Below are 18,134 nucleotides of genomic sequence, written 5' to 3' on the forward strand. Positions count from 1 at the left end.
GTGGTCAATATGAAACGAATTATGACCTTAATAAATACAAAATAACCGAGGAATTCGCTCAAATTGATGAGTGATTTCTCGGTTTTCATTTCTTTAAAAGTAAGAGGCTTACTTTTTCAGTGGGCTCCCTGATTGGCGATTTTTTTATGCCTTAGATGACTTTCGTCTGTGATTATAGATTACAAATAGTAAAAGAGAAGTAAAGGAACAGATTGATCCAACAACAAACCCATTAGGAATAAAGGAAAGTGTAATAGTTCCTTTTCCCTTAGGAACGTCAACTTTCATAAAACCAGTTTGAGCTTGTTTAATTTCTATTTTCTTACCATCTTGGTAGGCAGACCAACCTTTGTCATAAGGAATGGTGAAGAAAATAGACGTATCTTGTTTAACATCATATGTAGCAAAGACCTTGTTTTTAGAAGTTGATACTGTGACAGGTTGTTCTTTAATTTTTTGAATTGCCTCGGTGAAAGTTTTGGTATCTAAACGATAGAAGGTAGGAGATTCAAATGATACTTGTGAATTTCCAGGGAAACTAACATTGATATTGAAAGTCTTTTTTTCTTTTGTATAGCCTAGATTAAAGAAGGAGAAGACATTATCAGTTGTAAAAGTCTTTTTTTCACCATTTACAAGGATGTCAACCTTCTTTTGTTTGTCATTAGAAAAGTGAAGGTTTGTGAAAGAAAGATAAACTTGGCTGTTTTCTGGCACTTCAATTTGATACTGGATTGTTGCATTCTCATTTGAAGAACTTGTAACACTAATCAAATCATCAGTATTTTCTGTTTTGTCATAAGGAACCGGAGAAAAATAATCAAAATCGACGTTAGCAAGTTGATTTAAAAACGAGGCTTGATTATCCAAAGTGTGTTCATTAAACTTGACATCATTGTAAACAGATTGACTAGCAAAGGCAATCGGAAGAGAGAATTGATTTTCATATAGGGTAAGATTATCTTTTTGATATACATCTTGGAAACCATACTTATCACTAGGACTATCTGAGATATTGTACTGGATTCCAAATAAACTATCAGCCAAAATACTATTATTGCCATAACGGAGATTGAGATTAGTCCCAGAGGATTTAAACCCAAGTTTATCCAAAGTAGAGCTTGCTGAACGATTTCGAACAGATGAAAATTGAGAGATTCCATTGTAGTTGAATTTCATACTGTCATTTCCTGTCTGAGTTTGTAGTTTTTCAGTACGAGTAAATGAATTTCCAATATATGTTGAGAAAGACTCCATAGATGGGATATCTCGACTATATGTACTTCGAGAAGCAAATCCCCATTCCTTAGCAATTCCGTCTATTTGAGATGAAGCATTTAAACTCATTTCAACCATTATAAATAAAGAGATTAGAATGGCAAATAGATTTACAGAGATAAAATTTTTGATAACTGCAAGGAGTAAAAGAAAATAGACAACTAAAAATTCAAGAGTCAGTAGAATATTCAAATCTGTTAAAAAAGAATAATGTGATTTTAGATAGATGGTGGCTAAAAATCCTATTATTATAAGAAAAAGCGAAACTAAAAAATTCCAGATTTTAATTTCTTTCAGACGATTTAAGACTTCTGCTGCTGTGTAAATTAACAAGGTAGAGAAAATCCAAGCATAGCGATGTAAAAACATATTTGGAGTGTGCATACCTTGCCAAAATAAATCAAGCACTTCTATATAAAAACTTGCAATTAGAAATGCAAAGAAAATCGCATAGATAAGTTTCACGTGAAACTTAATAGATTTCAGTGTAAAAAATAAAATGGTCAAAATAAAGGGAAGTAGTCCGACAAAAATCATTGGGATAGCCCCATACTTTGTTGTATCAAAGGAACCAATGAATTGCTTGGCAAAGAGATCAAGATACCAGCTACTTTCAGTTTGAAACTTTGTAACTTCTGTCAATTTTTCCCCATGTGTCTGTAAATCAAATAGAGTAGGAAGAGTCAGAATTAAACTAGCCATACCAGCTAAAAAGGACATAACTATGAAATCAAGAACAGATGATTTTCGAGTCTTAAAGTCTAAAGAAATTTGACAGAGATACCAGAAAATAAGAAACAAGGCTGTCATATAGCCAAAATAATAATTTTGAATAAACAAAGTTGACAAACTTGTAAAGTACAATAGTAATTTCTTTTCAGTTATCAGTAGATGTAAACCAGTGATAATTAAAGGAATCAAGATAAAAACATCTAGCCAGGTTTTTATCTCTAATTGACTGACAGAGAAACTCATCAGAGCATAGGAAGTAGATAAAGCTAGTTTTAAAGGCTTAGGAATCGATTGAAATAATTTACTTAAACTAAAATAAGTTGACAGTCCAATCAATCCAAATTTTAAGAGAGTTGTCAGATAGACAGCATCTGGCATATGCGACAGGTTAAAAAAGTAAACTAGAGGTGAAAGGAAACTTCCCAAGTAATAACTAGATAGGGCATAGAAATTTAATCCAAGGCCACTTGTAAAGGTGTAAAACAGACTATCATTTCCATGTAGGATATTTCGTAAGGCTACATCAAAAATAACGTATTGATGAAAGCCATCTCCTAATAGTGGAGATGTATCGCTATTCCAGTAGATACCTTGAGATAGATATACTCCTATCATAATGATTATGGGAATGATGAAAGAAACAAAATAGGTCCAATATGTTTTAAAAAATAATTTCATGTTACCTCATAAAATGTTAGAAAACTCAGCTGGTTAACCCAACTGAGTTTTGAAGTTTTATTTAGTCTTTCCAAAGTTCTTTAACTTTTGCTTGTACTTCTGCATTTTCTAGGAATTCATCATAGGTTTCATCGATACGATCGATGACGCCGTTTTTAGACAAGACAATGATATGGTTAGCTAGAGTTTGAATAAACTCGTGGTCATGGCTGGCAAAGATGATTGATTCTTTAAAGTTTTTCAATCCATCATTCAAGCTTGAGATAGATTCCAAGTCCAAGTGATTGGTTGGATCATCAAGTACAAGGACATTTGATTTCAAGAGCATAAGTTTTGAAAGCATGACACGAACTTTTTCTCCCCCTGACAAGACGTTGACAGGTTTGTTAACCTCATCTCCAGAGAAGAGCATACGGCCGAGGAAGCCACGTAGGAAAGTATTGTCATCTTCTTCTTTACTTGCGAATTGACGCAACCAATCAAGGATTGACTCTCCCCCTGCAAAATCGGCCGAGTTATCTTTTGGCAAGTAAGAACGGCTAGTAGTAACTCCCCACTTGACAGTTCCTTCATAGTCAATGTCTCCCATGATTGCACGAATTAATGCAGTCGTTTGGATGTCATTCTGTCCAATAAGCGCTGTCTTATCACCTGGACGCAAGATAAAGCTGATATTATCTAAAATAGTCTCACCATCAATCTTTACAGTTAGATTTTCTACTGTCAAGAGATCATTACCAATCTCACGTTCCGCTTTAAAGTTGATAAATGGATATTTACGACTAGATGGTACAATTTCTTCAAGTTCAATCTTATCAAGCATTTTCTTACGTGATGTTGCTTGTCTTGATTTAGAAGCATTAGCAGAGAAACGAGCAACGAACTCTTGCAATTGTTTAATTTTTTCTTCTGCTTTGGCATTACGGTCTGCTAGCAATTTAGCAGCGAGCTCAGAAGATTCCTTCCAGAAGTCGTAGTTTCCGACATAGAGCTTGATTTTTCCAAAGTCAAGGTCGGCCATGTGAGTACATACTTTGTTTAAGAAGTGACGGTCGTGGGATACTACGATAACTGTGTTATCAAAGTCAATCAAGAAGTCTTCTAACCAAGTAATAGATTGGATGTCTAAACCGTTGGTAGGCTCGTCCAAGAGAAGAACATCTGGTTTACCAAAAAGTGCTTTGGCGAGGAGAACTTTTACTTTTTCACCGTTGGCCAATTCGCTCATATTTTGATAGTGCAATTCTTCTGAAATGTTTAGGTTTTGAAGTAGTTGAGAGGCTTCACTTTCTGCTTCCCAACCTCCAAGCTCGGCAAACTCTCCTTCGAGTTCGGCAGCACGCACTCCATCCTCATCTGAGAAATCTTCCTTCATGTAGATGGCATCTTTCTCCTTCATGATGCTATAAAGTTTTTCATTTCCCATGATAACGACATCAATGGCACGTTCGTCTTCATAGTCAAAGTGATTTTGACGAAGAACAGAGAGACGTTCATCTGGACCAAGAGAGATGTGGCCAGTAGTAGGTTCGATATCTCCGGCTAAAATTTTTAAAAAGGTTGATTTTCCAGCACCATTAGCACCGATTAATCCATAAGTATTTCCTTCTGTAAATTTGATATTGACATCATCAAAAAGTTTGCGATCACTAAAACGTAGTGAAACATCAGATACTGTAAGCAATGTTTTTCTCCTATATGTGTAATATATTTATTCTACTAGAAAATACGGAAATATTCAAATTTTTATCTGTCAATTTTGTGTAAATTATATTTACAGCATACTTTACACAAATCCTTAAATAGCAAGGTTGATTTATTTTGATAAATTACGGTTATTTCATTAAAAAAATGCTATAATTGAAGGGACCATATCGAAGGAGAACAAAATGACTAAACCCATTATTTTAACAGGAGACCGTCCAACAGGGAAATTGCATATTGGACATTATGTTGGAAGTCTCAAAAATCGAGTATTATTACAGGAAGAGGATAAGTATGATATGTTTGTGTTCTTGGCTGACCAACAAGCTTTGACAGATCATGCTAAAGACCCTCAAACCATTGTAGAGTCTATCGGAAATGTTGCTTTGGATTATCTTGCAGTTGGATTGGATCCAAGTAAATCAACTATCTTTATTCAAAGCCAGATTCCAGAGTTGGCTGAGTTGTCTATGTATTATATGAATCTGGTTTCATTAGCTCGTTTGGAACGAAATCCGACAGTAAAAACAGAGATTGCTCAGAAAGGCTTTGGAGAAAGTATTCCGACAGGATTCTTGGTCTATCCAATTGCTCAAGCAGCTGACATCACAGCTTTTAAGGCTAATTATGTTCCTGTTGGAACAGATCAGAAACCAATGATTGAGCAAACTCGTGAAATTGTTCGTTCGTTTAACAATGCATATAACTGTGATGTCTTGGTAGAGCCAGAAGGTATTTATCCAGAAAATGAGAGAGCAGGGCGTTTGCCTGGTTTAGATGGAAATGCTAAAATGTCTAAATCACTCAATAATGGTATTTATTTAGCTGATGATGCGGATACTTTGCGTAAAAAAGTAATGAGTATGTATACAGATCCAGATCATATCCGCGTTGAGGATCCAGGTAAAATTGAAGGAAATATGGTTTTCCATTATCTAGATGTTTTTGGTCGTCCAGAAGATGCTCAAGAAATTGCTGCTATGAAAGAACATTATCAACGAGGTGGTCTTGGTGATGTGAAGACCAAGCGTTATCTACTTGAAATATTAGAACGTGAACTGGGTCCTATTCGTGAGCGCCGTATCGAATTTGCTAAGGATATGGGAGAAGTTTATAGTATGCTTCAAAAAGGTAGTGAAAGAGCGCGTGAAGTTGCAGGTCAAACGCTATCTGAGGTAAAAGGAGCAATGGGACTTCATTATTTTAAATAGGTTTATTTTACAAGAAACTATCATTTCTATCTCGAAGAAAAGATAGTTTTTTATTTACCCCTGTAACATTTGACAAAATTTTATAGAATGGTATGATAGATACAATATAAAAAGAGTCAAGCTCAAAAAGAAAGAAAAGAGGAAACTTCGAATGTCTAATTGGGACACTAAATTTTTGAAAAAAGGTTTTACCTTTGATGATGTATTGCTTATTCCAGCTGAAAGTCATGTGTTGCCTAACGATGCAGATTTAACAACTAAATTGGCAGATAATCTGACTTTAAATATCCCAATTATTACCGCTGCTATGGACACAGTGACAGAGAGCCAAATGGCCATTGCTATTGCTCGTGCAGGTGGTCTCGGAGTTATCCATAAAAACATGTCAATTGCTCAACAAGCAGACGAGGTACGTAAGGTAAAGCGTTCTGAAAATGGAGTTATTATTGATCCATTCTTCTTGACGCCTGAACATACAATTGCTGAAGCTGACGAGCTTATGGGACGTTACCGTATCAGTGGTGTTCCAGTTGTTGAAACACTTGAAAATCGTAAATTAGTTGGTATTTTGACAAACCGAGATCTTCGTTTTATTTCAGATTACAATCAACCAATTTCAAACCATATGACCAGTGAAAATCTTGTGACTGCTCCTGTGGGTACAGATCTTGCAACGGCTGAAAGCATTCTTCAAGAACACCGCATTGAAAAACTTCCATTGGTAGATGAAGAAGGTCGTCTTTCTGGTTTGATTACTATTAAAGATATTGAAAAAGTTATTGAGTTTCCAAATGCGGCTAAAGATGAGTTTGGTCGTCTACTAGTTGCAGGTGCAGTAGGCGTCACTTCAGATACATTTGAACGTGCAGAGGCCCTTTTTGAGGCAGGAGCTGACGCAATTGTTATCGATACGGCGCATGGTCATTCTGCAGGTGTCTTGCGTAAAATTGCTGAGATTCGTGCTCACTTCCCAGATCGTACTTTGATTGCTGGAAATATTGCTACTGCTGAAGGTGCACGTGCCCTTTATGAAGCAGGTGTAGATGTTGTCAAGGTTGGTATTGGCCCAGGTTCTATCTGTACTACTCGTGTGATTGCTGGTGTTGGTGTTCCACAAGTAACAGCTATCTATGATGCTGCAACTGTTGCGCGTGAATATGGAAAAACGATCATTGCTGACGGTGGAATCAAGTATTCTGGAGATATTGTAAAAGCCCTTGCTGCAGGTGGAAATGCAGTTATGCTTGGATCAATGTTTGCTGGAACTGATGAAGCTCCAGGCGAAACTGAAATTTTCCAAGGACGTAAGTTTAAGACTTACCGTGGTATGGGATCAATCGCTGCTATGAAGAAAGGTTCAAGCGATCGTTACTTCCAAGGTTCTGTCAATGAAGCAAACAAACTTGTTCCAGAAGGAATTGAAGGTCGTGTTGCTTATAAAGGTGCGGCAGCTGATATTGTCTTCCAAATGATTGGAGGTATTCGCTCTGGTATGGGTTACTGTGGTGCAGCTAACCTTAAAGAACTACACGATAATGCTCAATTTATTGAAATGTCTGGTGCTGGTTTGAAAGAAAGCCATCCTCATGATGTACAAATTACTAATGAAGCACCAAATTATTCTATGTAAAAAACAATGAAAAGAACTCCCGTGAGAACAGGAGTTCTTTTACAACATTGTCAAGTTTTGTTTACAATAACTTTACCACCCTGAATAGTGAAGATACTTAGATTTTCTGGCAGATTTTGAAGATGGTCTAAGCTTGTTGTTGTGATAAATGTTTGGATTGAATGAGAAATCGTTTCTAATAATTTTAGTTGTCTAGTGTTGTCAAGCTCGCTCATAACATCGTCAAGTAGTAATATTGGAGATTCCATAGTAATACTTTCCATTAATTCAATTTCTGCTAATTTTATCGAGAGGACGAGACTACGATGTTGACCTTGACTTCCAAAATTAGCATCCATCCCATTTATATAAAAAGAAATGTCATCTCGATGAGGACCAACACCAGTATTCTTTTTAAATAAATCTCTGGACCTACTCTTTTCTAAAGCAATTTTGAAAGATTCTGATAAGTCTTCTTTGTCAGTTATCTTGACAGAAGATTGATAGGATATTGACAGTTCTTCAATCTGATTAGAAAGTTCAAAATGTTTCTTACGACCAAATGCTTCTAGTTTTTTTATGAAATCTAAGCGGTGATTCATTACACGACATCCATAATCGGCTAGCTGATCATCTAGTACTGAAAGGAAGGTTCCATCTATTGTTTGAGCTGATTTTAGATAGGTATTTCTTTGTTTTAGGATATGGTTATAATTTGTTAAGTCTGATAAATAGATTGGCTTAATTTGCCCAAGCTCCATATCAATGAATTTTCGTCGAACTGAAGGTGCTCCTTTAATTAGTTGTAAATCTTCAGGAGCAAATAAGACAACATTCATGTGTCCGACATAATCTGAAAGTCGTGCCTGTTTTAAGTGATTAACTTTTGTTACACGGCCTTTTTGTGTTAGTTCGATTTCTAGAGGAATGGATCCAGTTTTTTTCTGAACGAGACCTGAAAGATGAAGTTGTTCCTCATCAAAATGAATGAGATTTTTATCTGTTCGAGTTCGATGACTACGTGTTAAGGCTAAAAAATAGATAGCCTCTAACATATTTGTTTTTCCTTGCGCATTACGTCCTAAAAAGACATTTAATTTAGGATTAAAGTCTATTTTGGTCTCTTTATAGTTACGAAAAGTTTTGAGAGATATGTGTTGTAGCCACATGATTATCTACCAGGGAATCGTGGAGCTTGTTTGCTTTTGGGTGAAGAAGTAGGTTTTGATTTATCTTTTTTTACTCCCTTATTCATCTCCTTAACAAGCTTAGTGATTCGTTCTTTTTCAACTTTATTAGCTTGGTATTCCTCTTGTTCCTCAAAAGTAGGTTGTGTCAATAAGATGTCAATCTTCATGTCAGGGATGTCAACCTTATCGCCAATACGAAGTTTTTTACCACGACGACTCTCTAATTCCCCATTAAAGTAAACAGAATGTTCAGAGAGAAATGATTTGATAGCTCCTCCGCTATGTGTAATTCCAAGTTCTTTGAGTAGTGCTTGGAGGGTAATAAATTCTTCAAATAATTTGTATTCCATAATTCACCTCAATCTTTGGTATTATACCATATTTTCCTAAAAATAGTGAGAGAAATAAGGAGAAATGTAAGCGATTTTTATTTCAAAAGTGTTACAGAGAACAAGAAAATTTCAGGTTTTCGTGATATAATAGAAGTCTGTATATAAGGAGGTAAATCATGGAGTTAGTGCATGGAATTTCAACACATTTTATCCAATCAAAAAAGTTTAAAACGAACAAAATCACCGTGCGTTTTACCGCTCCATTATTCCTTGATACGATTGCAGGTCGCATGTTGAGTGCGAGTATGCTAGAGACTGCTAATCAGGTGTATCCCACTTCTCAAAATTTGAGAAGACATTTGGCCAGTCTATACGGTACAGATATGTCAACCAATTGTTTCAGAAGAGGGCAAAGTCACATTGTAGAATTGACATTTACCTATGTTCGTGATGAGTTTTTAAGTAGGAAAAATGTGCTAACTTCTCAGGTTTTGGAACTTGTAAAAGAAACTCTTTTTTCACCCGTAGTAGTTGACAATGGGTTTGATTCGGCCTTATTTGAAATTGAGAAAAAACAATTGCTAGCAAGTTTAGCAGCTGATATGGATGATTCTTTTTATTTTTCACATAAAGAATTAGATAAATTATTTTTTCATGATGAATGTCTCAAATTGGAATATAGTGATTTACGAAATCGTATTTTAGCTGAAACTCCACAAAGTTCTTATTCTTGTTTCCAAGAATTTTTGGCCAATGATCGAATAGATTTCTTTTTCCTGGGTGATTTTAATGAGGTTGAAATTCTGAATGTATTAGAATCATTTGGTTTTAAAGGTCGAGAAGGGGATGTGAAGGTTCAGTATTGTCAATCTTATTCCAATATCCTACAAGAAGGTATGGTTCGGAAAAATGTGGGACAATCCATTTTAGAGTTGGGCTATCATTGCTCTGTTGAATATGGTGATGAGCAACATTTACCCATGATTGTAATGAATGGTTTACTTGGTGGATTTGCTCATTCTAAACTATTTACAAATGTCCGTGAAAATGCTGGATTAGCTTATACTATTTCAAGTCAGATCGATTTGTTTAGTGGATTCTTGAGAATGTATGCTGGTATCAATCGAGAAAATAGGAACCAGGCTCGTAAAATGATGAATAATCAACTGCTTGATTTAAAAAAAGGATATTTTACAGAGATTGAGTTAGAGCAGACCAAAGAAATGATTCGTCGGTCTTTATTACTTTCTCAAGATAATCAAGGTTCATTGATTGAACGTGCTTATCAAAATGCCTTACTTGGAAAATCTTCAGCAGACATTAAAAATTGGATTGAAAAACTCGAGCAAGTTGACAAAGACGCTATTTGTAGAGTAGCTAATAATGTGAAACTACAGGCGATTTACTTTATGGAAGGAATAGAATGACAAAGGTTGTTTTTGAAGAAAAATACTATCCAGCTGTAAAAGAAATGGTTTATCGAACTCGTTTGTCAAATGGCTTGACAGTTGCTCTTTTGCCTAAAAAGGAATTCAAAGAGGTTTACGGGAGTGTAACTGTACAGTTTGGTTCGGTAGATACGCTTGTCACAGAAGTTGACGGAGATGTAAAACAACATCCTGCAGGAATTGCTCATTTTCTTGAACATAAATTATTTGAGAGAGAAGATTCTAGTGACTTGATGTCGGCTTTTACGAGTCTAGGTGCAGATAGTAATGCCTTTACAAGCTTTACAAAAACAAACTATCTTTTTTCAGCAACGGATCATTTTTTGGACAATTTAGACTTACTTGATGAATTGGTAACATCAGCACACTTTACTGAAGATTCCATTTTAAGAGAGCAGGATATTATACAGCAAGAACGAGAAATGTATCAGGATGATCCAGATTCGTGTTTATTCTTTTCAACTTTAGCGAATTTGTATCCTGGTACACCTTTAGCAACTGACATAGTTGGAAGTGAGGAGTCCATTTCCCAAATCAATCTAACTAATTTGCAAGAAAATTTTACAAGATTTTACAAACCTGTAAACATGTCTCTGTTTTTAGTTGGTAATTTTGATGTAGATCAAGTACAGGACTACTTTGAAAGAAAAGAACTGGAAGATTTAGATGTTCAGGAAGTAACAAGAGAAAAATTTGTTTTACAGGCTGTAAAGCAAACAGACAGTATGAGAATGGAAGTATCTTCTCCTAAACTAGCGATTGGGATTAGAGGTAATCGAGAAGTTGCTGAGGCGGATTGCTATCGACACCATATTTTATTAAAATTATTGTTTGCAATGATGTTTGGTTGGACTTCGGATCGTTTTCAAAAACTATATGAATCAGGTAAAATTGACGCATCCTTATCTCTTGAAATTGAAGTAACAAGTCGCTTTCATTTTGTCATGTTGACAATGGATACAAAAGAGCCATTTGCTTTATCTCATCAATTTAGGAAGGCTATTCGTAATTTTGCAAAGGATTTAGATATTACAGAGGATCATCTAGATATTATCAAAAGAGAGATGTTTGGAGAATTTTTCAGTAGCATGAACTTTCTTGAATTTATTGCAACGCAGTATGATGCTTTTGGACAAGGTGAGACAATCTTTGATTTACCAAAAATTTTACAGGAAATCACTTTAGAGGATGTCCTTGATACTGGACATCATTTAATAGATGATGGTGATATAGTTGATTTTACAATATTTCCATCGTAGCAACCTATCATAATCGACACTAGAAAGAAGGAATGACAAGTATGAGGAAAAAAACAATTGGTGAGGTTTTACGTTTAGCTAGAACCAACCAAGGGTTGACTTTAGAAGAATTACATAAAAAAACAGAAATTCAGTTGGATATGTTGGAGGCAATGGAAGCTGATGATTTTGATCAACTTCCTAGTCCATTTTATACTCGTTCTTTTTTGAGAAAGTATGCGTGGGCAGTTGAGCTAGATGAGAGAATTGTCTTGGATGCTTATGATTCTGGGACCATGATTACTTATGAGGAAGTATATGTTGATGAAGACGAGTTGACAGGCAGGAGACGTTCCAGTAAGAAAAATAAGGCATCATTTTTACCTTTATTTTATTTTATACTCTTTGCACTATCGATTGTTATTTTTGTGACCTATTATGTTTGGAATTATCTCCAGACTCAACCTGAGGGTTCATCTGCCTCTAGTTATAGTGTAGTTCAAGCAACAAGCTCAACTAGTTCTGTAACTTCATCTTCAAGTAGTAGTTCATCAAGTAGCTCTTCGAAGATTGAACCAACTATAAGTGTATCAGGTGAGGGAAATCGAGTAGAAATCGCTTATAAAACAAGTAAGGAAACTGCAAAATTGCAATTATCGGTTTCAGATGCTAGAAGTTGGGTTAGTGTTTCAGAAAGTGAGCTTGAGGGTGGTGTGACCTTATCACCGGATAATAAAAGTGCGGAAACAACAGTTTCAACAAAAAATCCTGTGACCATTACTTTAGGTGTTGTCAAAGGTGTTGCCTTAACAGTAGATAATCAGACTGTTGATTTATCGAACTTAACAGCTCAAACTGGACAAATCACTGTAACCTTTACTAGAAATTAAGGAAAAACGAATGAAAAAAGAACAAATTCCCAATCTCTTAACAATAGGTCGAATTCTCTTTATACCTATTTTTATCTTTATTTTAACGATAGGAAATTCGCTAGAAAGTCATATAGTAGCAGCTATTATATTTGCTATTGCCAGTATTACCGACTATTTAGATGGATATTTAGCTCGTAAATGGAGTGTGGTTAGCAACTTTGGGAAGTTTGCGGATCCAATGGCGGATAAGTTGCTAGTGATGTCGGCTTTTATTATGCTGATTGAGTTAGGTATGGCTCCAGCTTGGATTGTTGCAGTGATTATCTGTCGTGAGTTGGCTGTGACAGGTTTAAGGCTTTTATTGGTTGAAACTGGTGGAAGAGTTTTAGCAGCAGCAATGCCTGGAAAAATTAAAACTTTCAGCCAGATGTTTGCGATTATTTTCTTGCTATTACATTGGACTTTGCTTGGTCAAGTTCTACTTTATGTAGCCTTGTTTTTCACTATCTACTCTGGCTATGATTATTTCAAGGGTAGTGCTTATGTATTTAAAGGGACATTTGGTTCGAAATGAAATCAATAATTGATGTAAAAAATCTTTCTTTTCGTTATAAGGAAAGTCAGGAATACTATGATGTGAAGGATATTACGTTTCACGTGAAACGTGGAGAATGGCTTTCGATTGTAGGGCATAATGGTAGTGGTAAATCAACGACGGTTCGCTTAATTGATGGCTTACTGGAAGCAGAATCTGGAGAGATTGTAATTGATGGTCAACGGTTGATTGAGGAAAATGTTTGGAATATACGTCGTCAAATCGGTATGGTTTTTCAAAATCCAGACAATCAATTTGTTGGAGCGACTGTTGAGGATGATGTTGCCTTTGGTTTGGAAAATCAGGGACTTTCTCGTCAGGAAATGCAAAAGAGAGTGGAAGAAGCTCTGGATTTGGTTGGCATGTTGGACTTTAAAAAGAGAGAGCCAGCGCGTCTATCAGGTGGCCAAAAGCAACGCGTTGCCATTGCAGGTGTTGTAGCCCTAAGACCAGCTATTTTAATCCTAGATGAGGCAACAAGTATGTTGGATCCTGAGGGGCGTAGAGAACTGATTGAGACAGTAAAAGGAATTCGAAAAGACTATGATATGACGATCATTTCCATCACACATGATTTGGAAGAAGTTGCCATGAGTGATCGTGTATTGGTCATGAAAAAAGGGGAAATTGAATCAACCAGTAGCCCAAGAGAACTTTTCTCTCGAAATGATTTAGATCAAATTGGATTAGACGATCCTTTTGCTAATCAATTAAAATATTCTTTGAGCCAGAATGGCTATGATTTACCTGAAAATTATTTGACAGAAAGTGAGCTAGAGGATAAGCTATGGGAATTGCTCTAGAAAATGTGAGTTTTACATATCAAGAAGGGACTCCCTTAGCTTCAACAGCTTTGTCAGATGTTTCTTTTACGATTGAAGATGGTTCTTATACGGCTTTAATTGGGCACACAGGTAGTGGTAAATCAACTATTTTACAACTCTTAAATGGTTTATTGGTGCCAAGCCAAGGGAGTGTGCGAGTTTTTGATACCTTAATCACCTCGACTTCTAAAAATAAAGATATTCGTCAAATTAGAAAACAGGTTGGCTTGGTATTTCAGTTTGCTGAAAATCAGATTTTTGAAGAAACGGTTTTGAAAGACGTTGCTTTTGGACCGCAAAATTTTGGAGTTTCTGAAGAAGATGCGGAGCAGATTGCGCGTGAGAAACTGGCTCTGGTTGGAATTGATGAATCACTTTTTAATCGTAGCCCGTTTGAGCTGTCAGGTGGACAAATGAGACGTGTCGCCATTGCAGGCATACTTGCCATGGAGCCATCTACATTAGTCTTAGATGAACCCACAGCAGGCCTGGATCCTCTGGGAAGAAAAGAGTTGATGAACTTGTTCAGAAAACTCCACCAGTCAGGGATGACCATCGTTTTGGTAACGCATTTGATGGATGATGTTGCTGAATATGCGAACCAAGTCTATGTGATGGAAAAGGGACGTTTGGTTAAGGGTGGTAAACCGAGTGATGTCTTTCAAGATGTTGTCTTTATGGAAGAAGTGCAGTTGGGAGTGCCTAAAATTACAGCCTTTTGTAAACGATTGGCTGATAGAGGTGTGTCATTTAAACGATTACCGATTAAGATAGAGGAGTTCAAGGAGTCGCTAAATGGATAGTATGATTTTGGGACGTTATATCCCAGGGGATTCGATTGTTCACCGATTGGATCCACGTAGCAAATTGCTTGCTATGATGCTACTGATTTTGATTGTGTTTTGGGCTAATAATCCCTTGACGAATCTAATTCTTTTTGTAGCGACAGGGATATTTATTGCCTTGTCAGGAGTATCTCTTTCATTTTTTATTCAGGGCTTGAAGTCTATGTTTTTCTTGATTGCCTTCACAACTATTTTTCAATTGTTCTTCATTTCTAATGGGAATGTTTTATTTGAGTTTTCGTTTGTGAGAATCACGGATTATGCTTTGCAACAAGCTGGAATTATTTTTTGTCGCTTTGTATTGATTATTTTCTTTTCAACTTTGTTAACCTTAACGACTATGCCATTAAGTTTGGCATCAGCTGTCGAAGCTTTGTTAGCACCTTTAAAGCGTGTGAAAGTTCCAGTTCATGAAATTGGATTGATGCTGTCCATGAGTTTGCGTTTTGTCCCAACTTTGATGGATGATACGACTCGGATTATGAATGCACAGAAAGCGCGTGGAGTGGATTTTGGTGAAGGAAGCATTGTTCAAAAGGTGAAGGCTATGATTCCCATTTTGATTCCTCTTTTTGCGACAAGTTTAAAACGTGCGGATTCCTTGGCTATCGCCATGGAAGCGCGTGGTTATCAGGGTGGAAAAGGCAGAAGTCAGTACCGACAATTGGAATGGACTCGAAAGGATACGCTGACTATTCTTGTCATTATCGTACTTGGTTGTTGCTTATTTTTCTTAAAATCTTAGTAGCTTTTAAAAAATTGATAAAAAGTTACAGTAACAGTTTTTGATATAAAGGTAGGGATATGAACCGTTTTAAAAAATCAAAATATGTCATTATTGTTTTTGTCACTGTTTTGCTTGTGTCAGCTCTCTTAGCGACGACTTATTCAAGTACAATTGTGACAAAATTAGGAGATGGAATCTCATTGGTTGATAGGGTTGTTCAAAAACCTTTTCAGTGGTTTGATTCTGTAAAATCAGATTTGGCTCACTTGACACGAACATATAATGAAAATGAAAGTTTGAAGAAACAGATTTACCAATTAGAAGTTAAATCGAATGAGGCGGAAAGTTTAAAGACGGAAAATGAACAACTGCGCCAATTGCTTGATATGAAGTCTAAATTACAAGCCACAAAGACTTTAGTAGCAGATGTTATTATGCGTTCTCCGGTATCTTGGAAACAGGAATTGACCTTGGATGCAGGTAAATCAAAAGGAGCTTCTGAGAACATGTTAGCTATTGCAAACGGTGGCTTGATTGGGAGTGTTTCAAAAGTAGAGGATAACTCTACTATGGTCAACCTTCTGACAAATACGGAAAATGCTGATAAGATTTCTGTTAAAATTCAACATGGTTCTGCTACAATTTATGGGATTATTGTTGGCTATGACAAGGAAAATGACGTTCTCAAAATTAGTCAATTAAATAGTAATAGCGATATTAGTGCAGGCGATAAGGTGACAACGGGTGGATTAGGAAACTTTAATGTTGCTGATATTCCTGTTGGTGAAGTGGTTGCCACAACGCATAGTACGGACTATTTGACACGAGAAGTAACTGTTAAATTGAGTGCAGATACTCATAATGTGTATGTGATAGAATTAGTGGGGAATTCATAATGAGACAGCTGAAGCGGGTTGGAGTGTTTTTATTGCTTCCTTTCTTTGTTCTAATTGATGCCCATATTAACCAGCTTTTGGGATTATTCTTTCCCCATGTGCAGTTAGCTAGTCATTTTCTATTTTTGTTTCTCTTATTTGAGACGATTGAAGTATCAGAGTATTTCTATTTAGCCTATTGTTTTGTAGTGGGTTTGGTTTATGACATCTACTTTTTCCACTTGATAGGAATTGCGACTCTGTTGTTCGTCTTGTTGGGGGTATTTCTCCATAAATTTAATAGTGTTATTTTATTGAATCGTTGGACGAGAATGTTGGCAATTATTGTCATGACTTTTCTATTTGAGATGGGGGCATATATACTTGCAATAGTGGTAGGTTTAACTGTGGATAGTATGTCTTTGTTCATAGTCTACAGTTTAGTACCATCAATGATTTTAAATCTTATATGGATGATTGTTTTTCAGTTTATTTTTGAAAAATTTTATCTATGAGAAAGAAATACAAATGTAATAAAGGCGTAATATTTATTATGTCTTTTTTTGGTATACTAGTATTGTCTTAAATAGAAGGAGTATCTACGTAATATGAAGAAAAAAATCTTAGCGTCACTTTTACTAAGTACAGTAATGGTTTCTCAAGTTGCTGTTTTAACAACTGCGCATGCAGAAACTACTGATGACAAAATTGCTGCTCAAGATAATAAAATTAGTAATTTAACAGCACAACAACAAGAAGCTCAAAAACAAGTTGATCAAATTCAGGAGCAAGTATCTTCTATTCAAACAGAGCAATCAAACTTGCAATCTGAAAATGATAGACTACAAGCAGAATCTAAAAAGCTTGAGGGTGAAATTACAGAACTTTCTAAGAATATTGTATCTCGTAATGATTCGTTGCAAAAACAAGCTCGTAGTGCTCAAACAAATGGAGCTGCAACAAGTTACATAAATACAATTGTAAACTCGAAATCGATTACAGAAGCTATTTCACGTGTTGCTGCAATGAGCGAAATCGTATCTGCAAACAATAAGATGTTGGAACAACAAAAAGCAGATAAAAAAGCTATTTCTGAAAAACAAGTAGCAAATAATGATGCAATTAATACAGTTATTGCAAATCAACAAAAATTAGCTGATGATGCTCAAACATTAACTACAAAACAAGCAGAATTGAAAGTTGCAGAATTGAATCTTGCTGCTGAAAAGGCTACAGCAGAGGATGAAAAAGCAAGTTTACTTGAGAAAAAAGCTGCAGCGGAAGCAGAAGCTAAAGCTGCAGCGGAAGCAGAAGCTGCTTATAAAGCTAAACAAGCAAGTCAAGAACAAACAGTTGTTGCTTCTGGGAATACAACTTTTACAGCAGAAGTTCAAGCAGTTTCTGAATCATCTTCAAGCTATACTCCTGTACTAGTGAAACATCATCCAACATATAGCACAAATGCGTCAAGTTATCCAACTGGTGAGTGTACATGGGGAGCTAAGACATTGGCACCTTGGGCTGGAGACTACTGGGGTAATGGAGCACAGTGGGCCACAAGTGCAGCTGCAGCAGGATTCCGTACAGGATCTACACCTCAAGTTGGTGCGATTGCATGTTGGAATGATGGTGGCTATGGACACGTAGCCGTGGTTACAGCGGTTTCATCATCAACAAGTATCCAAGTTTCTGAATCAAACTATGGTGGAAACCGTACAATCGGAAATAAACGTGGATGGTTCAATCCTACTACAACTTCAGAAGGTTTTGTAACATATATCTATCCAAACTAATGAATGAAACGAAGAGACTCGATGCGAGTCTCTTTTGTGTTGTGTATAGTGAAACTAGGTAAATTTCCAAACTAAGTTCCACCGCTAGTAGAAGTGGAAGTTAGTCTGATAAAAATCATAAAAACCAGTGGAAATCCGTGTCAGGGTAAGTTCCACTGGTTTTACTAATGCTTGATTTCATCG

Annotated in this window: 16 protein-coding genes; 12 read left to right on the plus strand and 4 right to left on the minus strand. The window is 36.1% G+C overall.

Going from position 1 to position 18,134, the window contains the following annotated elements:
- Positions 1-144 precede the first annotated feature (144 nt).
- Positions 145-2,688: a YfhO family protein gene (locus GEZ84_RS09995; protein WP_153224422.1), complete on the minus strand. Its 2,544-nt coding sequence runs from the start codon at positions 2,686-2,688 to the stop codon at positions 145-147.
- Between the two features lie 61 nt (positions 2,689-2,749).
- Positions 2,750-4,372 (minus strand): ATP-binding cassette domain-containing protein, encoded by a 1,623-nt coding sequence (locus GEZ84_RS10000; protein WP_153224423.1) that lies wholly within the window; start codon positions 4,370-4,372, stop codon positions 2,750-2,752.
- A 205-nt stretch (positions 4,373-4,577) separates the two neighbouring features.
- On the opposite strand from GEZ84_RS10000, the gene trpS reads away from it, so the two are divergent.
- Together trpS and guaB are read left to right on the plus strand one after the other, a co-directional pair.
- Positions 4,578-5,603 (plus strand): tryptophan--tRNA ligase, encoded by a 1,026-nt coding sequence (trpS, locus tag GEZ84_RS10005; protein ID WP_153224424.1) that lies wholly within the window; start codon positions 4,578-4,580, stop codon positions 5,601-5,603.
- 151 nt (positions 5,604-5,754) lie between these two features.
- The gene (guaB, locus tag GEZ84_RS10010; RefSeq protein WP_153224425.1) at positions 5,755-7,233 is read left to right on the plus strand and encodes an IMP dehydrogenase; all 1,479 of its coding nucleotides are present in this window, start codon (positions 5,755-5,757) and stop codon (positions 7,231-7,233) included.
- 50 nt (positions 7,234-7,283) lie between these two features.
- On the opposite strand, the gene recF is transcribed toward guaB, so the two are convergent.
- Together recF and yaaA are read right to left on the minus strand one after the other, a co-directional pair.
- Positions 7,284-8,381, minus strand: a complete 1,098-nt coding sequence (recF, locus tag GEZ84_RS10015; protein WP_153224426.1) for a DNA replication/repair protein RecF — start codon at positions 8,379-8,381, stop codon at positions 7,284-7,286.
- Positions 8,382-8,383: 2 nt separating this feature from the next.
- Positions 8,384-8,752, minus strand: coding sequence for a S4 domain-containing protein YaaA (gene yaaA, locus GEZ84_RS10020; protein ID WP_153224427.1), 369 nt, complete (start codon positions 8,750-8,752; stop codon positions 8,384-8,386).
- 158 nt (positions 8,753-8,910) lie between these two features.
- Here yaaA and yfmF point away from each other — a divergent pair, with 158 nt between their 5' ends.
- The 10 genes from yfmF to pcsB all read left to right on the plus strand — a co-directional run bounded on the left by yfmF (position 8,911) and on the right by pcsB (position 17,951).
- Positions 8,911-10,161 (plus strand): EF-P 5-aminopentanol modification-associated protein YfmF, encoded by a 1,251-nt coding sequence (gene yfmF / locus GEZ84_RS10025; protein WP_153224428.1) that lies wholly within the window; start codon positions 8,911-8,913, stop codon positions 10,159-10,161.
- A complete protein-coding gene (yfmH, locus tag GEZ84_RS10030; RefSeq protein ID WP_153224429.1) occupies positions 10,158-11,441 on the plus strand; it encodes an EF-P 5-aminopentanol modification-associated protein YfmH in 1,284 nt (427 codons plus the stop codon). The genes yfmF and yfmH overlap by 4 nt, the downstream gene beginning before the upstream one ends.
- A gap of 41 nt (positions 11,442-11,482) precedes the next feature.
- A complete protein-coding gene (gene rodZ, locus GEZ84_RS10035; protein ID WP_153224430.1) occupies positions 11,483-12,310 on the plus strand; it encodes a cytoskeleton protein RodZ in 828 nt (275 codons plus the stop codon).
- Between the two features lie 10 nt (positions 12,311-12,320).
- Positions 12,321-12,866 (plus strand): CDP-diacylglycerol--glycerol-3-phosphate 3-phosphatidyltransferase, encoded by a 546-nt coding sequence (gene pgsA, locus GEZ84_RS10040; RefSeq protein ID WP_153224431.1) that lies wholly within the window; start codon positions 12,321-12,323, stop codon positions 12,864-12,866.
- The gene (locus GEZ84_RS10045; protein ID WP_153224432.1) at positions 12,863-13,690 is read left to right on the plus strand and encodes an energy-coupling factor ABC transporter ATP-binding protein; all 828 of its coding nucleotides are present in this window, start codon (positions 12,863-12,865) and stop codon (positions 13,688-13,690) included. The genes pgsA and GEZ84_RS10045 overlap by 4 nt, the downstream gene beginning before the upstream one ends.
- Positions 13,675-14,514, plus strand: coding sequence for an energy-coupling factor transporter ATPase (locus GEZ84_RS10050; protein WP_000510418.1), 840 nt, complete (start codon positions 13,675-13,677; stop codon positions 14,512-14,514). The genes GEZ84_RS10045 and GEZ84_RS10050 overlap by 16 nt, the downstream gene beginning before the upstream one ends.
- Complete coding sequence (locus GEZ84_RS10055; RefSeq protein ID WP_153224433.1) at positions 14,507-15,301, plus strand: energy-coupling factor transporter transmembrane component T family protein; 795 nt, start codon at positions 14,507-14,509, stop codon at positions 15,299-15,301. The genes GEZ84_RS10050 and GEZ84_RS10055 overlap by 8 nt, the downstream gene beginning before the upstream one ends.
- A gap of 59 nt (positions 15,302-15,360) precedes the next feature.
- Positions 15,361-16,179 carry a rod shape-determining protein MreC gene (gene mreC / locus GEZ84_RS10060; protein WP_153224434.1) on the plus strand — a complete coding sequence of 273 codons (819 nt, stop codon included), beginning with the start codon at positions 15,361-15,363 and terminating at the stop codon, positions 16,177-16,179.
- A complete protein-coding gene (mreD, locus tag GEZ84_RS10065; RefSeq protein ID WP_153224435.1) occupies positions 16,179-16,673 on the plus strand; it encodes a rod shape-determining protein MreD in 495 nt (164 codons plus the stop codon). The genes mreC and mreD overlap by 1 nt, the downstream gene beginning before the upstream one ends.
- A 93-nt stretch (positions 16,674-16,766) precedes the next feature.
- Positions 16,767-17,951, plus strand: a complete 1,185-nt coding sequence (gene pcsB, locus GEZ84_RS10070) for a peptidoglycan hydrolase PcsB (protein WP_153224436.1) — start codon at positions 16,767-16,769, stop codon at positions 17,949-17,951.
- The last annotated feature ends 183 nt before the right edge of the window (positions 17,952-18,134 follow it).

Origin of the sequence: Streptococcus mitis, from assembly GCF_009496155.1 — a bacterium.
In the GTDB taxonomy this organism is placed as follows: Bacteria; Bacillota; Bacilli; order Lactobacillales; family Streptococcaceae; genus Streptococcus; species Streptococcus mitis_BQ.

What these genes read in the sequence shown, in the direction of transcription:
- GEZ84_RS09995 (WP_153224422.1), bottom strand. Translation starts at nt 2,688, where the DNA reads ATGAAATTATTTTTTAAAACATATTGGACCTATTTTGTTTCTTTCATC.
- trpS (WP_153224424.1), top strand. Translation starts at nt 4,578, where the DNA reads ATGACTAAACCCATTATTTTAACAGGAGACCGTCCAACAGGGAAATTG.
- guaB (WP_153224425.1), top strand. Translation starts at nt 5,755, where the DNA reads ATGTCTAATTGGGACACTAAATTTTTGAAAAAAGGTTTTACCTTTGAT.
- recF (WP_153224426.1), bottom strand. Translation starts at nt 8,381, where the DNA reads ATGTGGCTACAACACATATCTCTCAAAACTTTTCGTAACTATAAAGAG.
- yaaA (WP_153224427.1), bottom strand. Translation starts at nt 8,752, where the DNA reads ATGGAATACAAATTATTTGAAGAATTTATTACCCTCCAAGCACTACTC.
- yfmF (WP_153224428.1), top strand. Translation starts at nt 8,911, where the DNA reads ATGGAGTTAGTGCATGGAATTTCAACACATTTTATCCAATCAAAAAAG.
- yfmH (WP_153224429.1), top strand. Translation starts at nt 10,158, where the DNA reads ATGACAAAGGTTGTTTTTGAAGAAAAATACTATCCAGCTGTAAAAGAA.
- rodZ (WP_153224430.1), top strand. Translation starts at nt 11,483, where the DNA reads ATGAGGAAAAAAACAATTGGTGAGGTTTTACGTTTAGCTAGAACCAAC.
- pgsA (WP_153224431.1), top strand. Translation starts at nt 12,321, where the DNA reads ATGAAAAAAGAACAAATTCCCAATCTCTTAACAATAGGTCGAATTCTC.
- GEZ84_RS10045 (WP_153224432.1), top strand. Translation starts at nt 12,863, where the DNA reads ATGAAATCAATAATTGATGTAAAAAATCTTTCTTTTCGTTATAAGGAA.
- GEZ84_RS10050 (WP_000510418.1), top strand. Translation starts at nt 13,675, where the DNA reads ATGGGAATTGCTCTAGAAAATGTGAGTTTTACATATCAAGAAGGGACT.
- GEZ84_RS10055 (WP_153224433.1), top strand. Translation starts at nt 14,507, where the DNA reads ATGGATAGTATGATTTTGGGACGTTATATCCCAGGGGATTCGATTGTT.
- mreC (WP_153224434.1), top strand. Translation starts at nt 15,361, where the DNA reads ATGAACCGTTTTAAAAAATCAAAATATGTCATTATTGTTTTTGTCACT.
- mreD (WP_153224435.1), top strand. Translation starts at nt 16,179, where the DNA reads ATGAGACAGCTGAAGCGGGTTGGAGTGTTTTTATTGCTTCCTTTCTTT.
- pcsB (WP_153224436.1), top strand. Translation starts at nt 16,767, where the DNA reads ATGAAGAAAAAAATCTTAGCGTCACTTTTACTAAGTACAGTAATGGTT.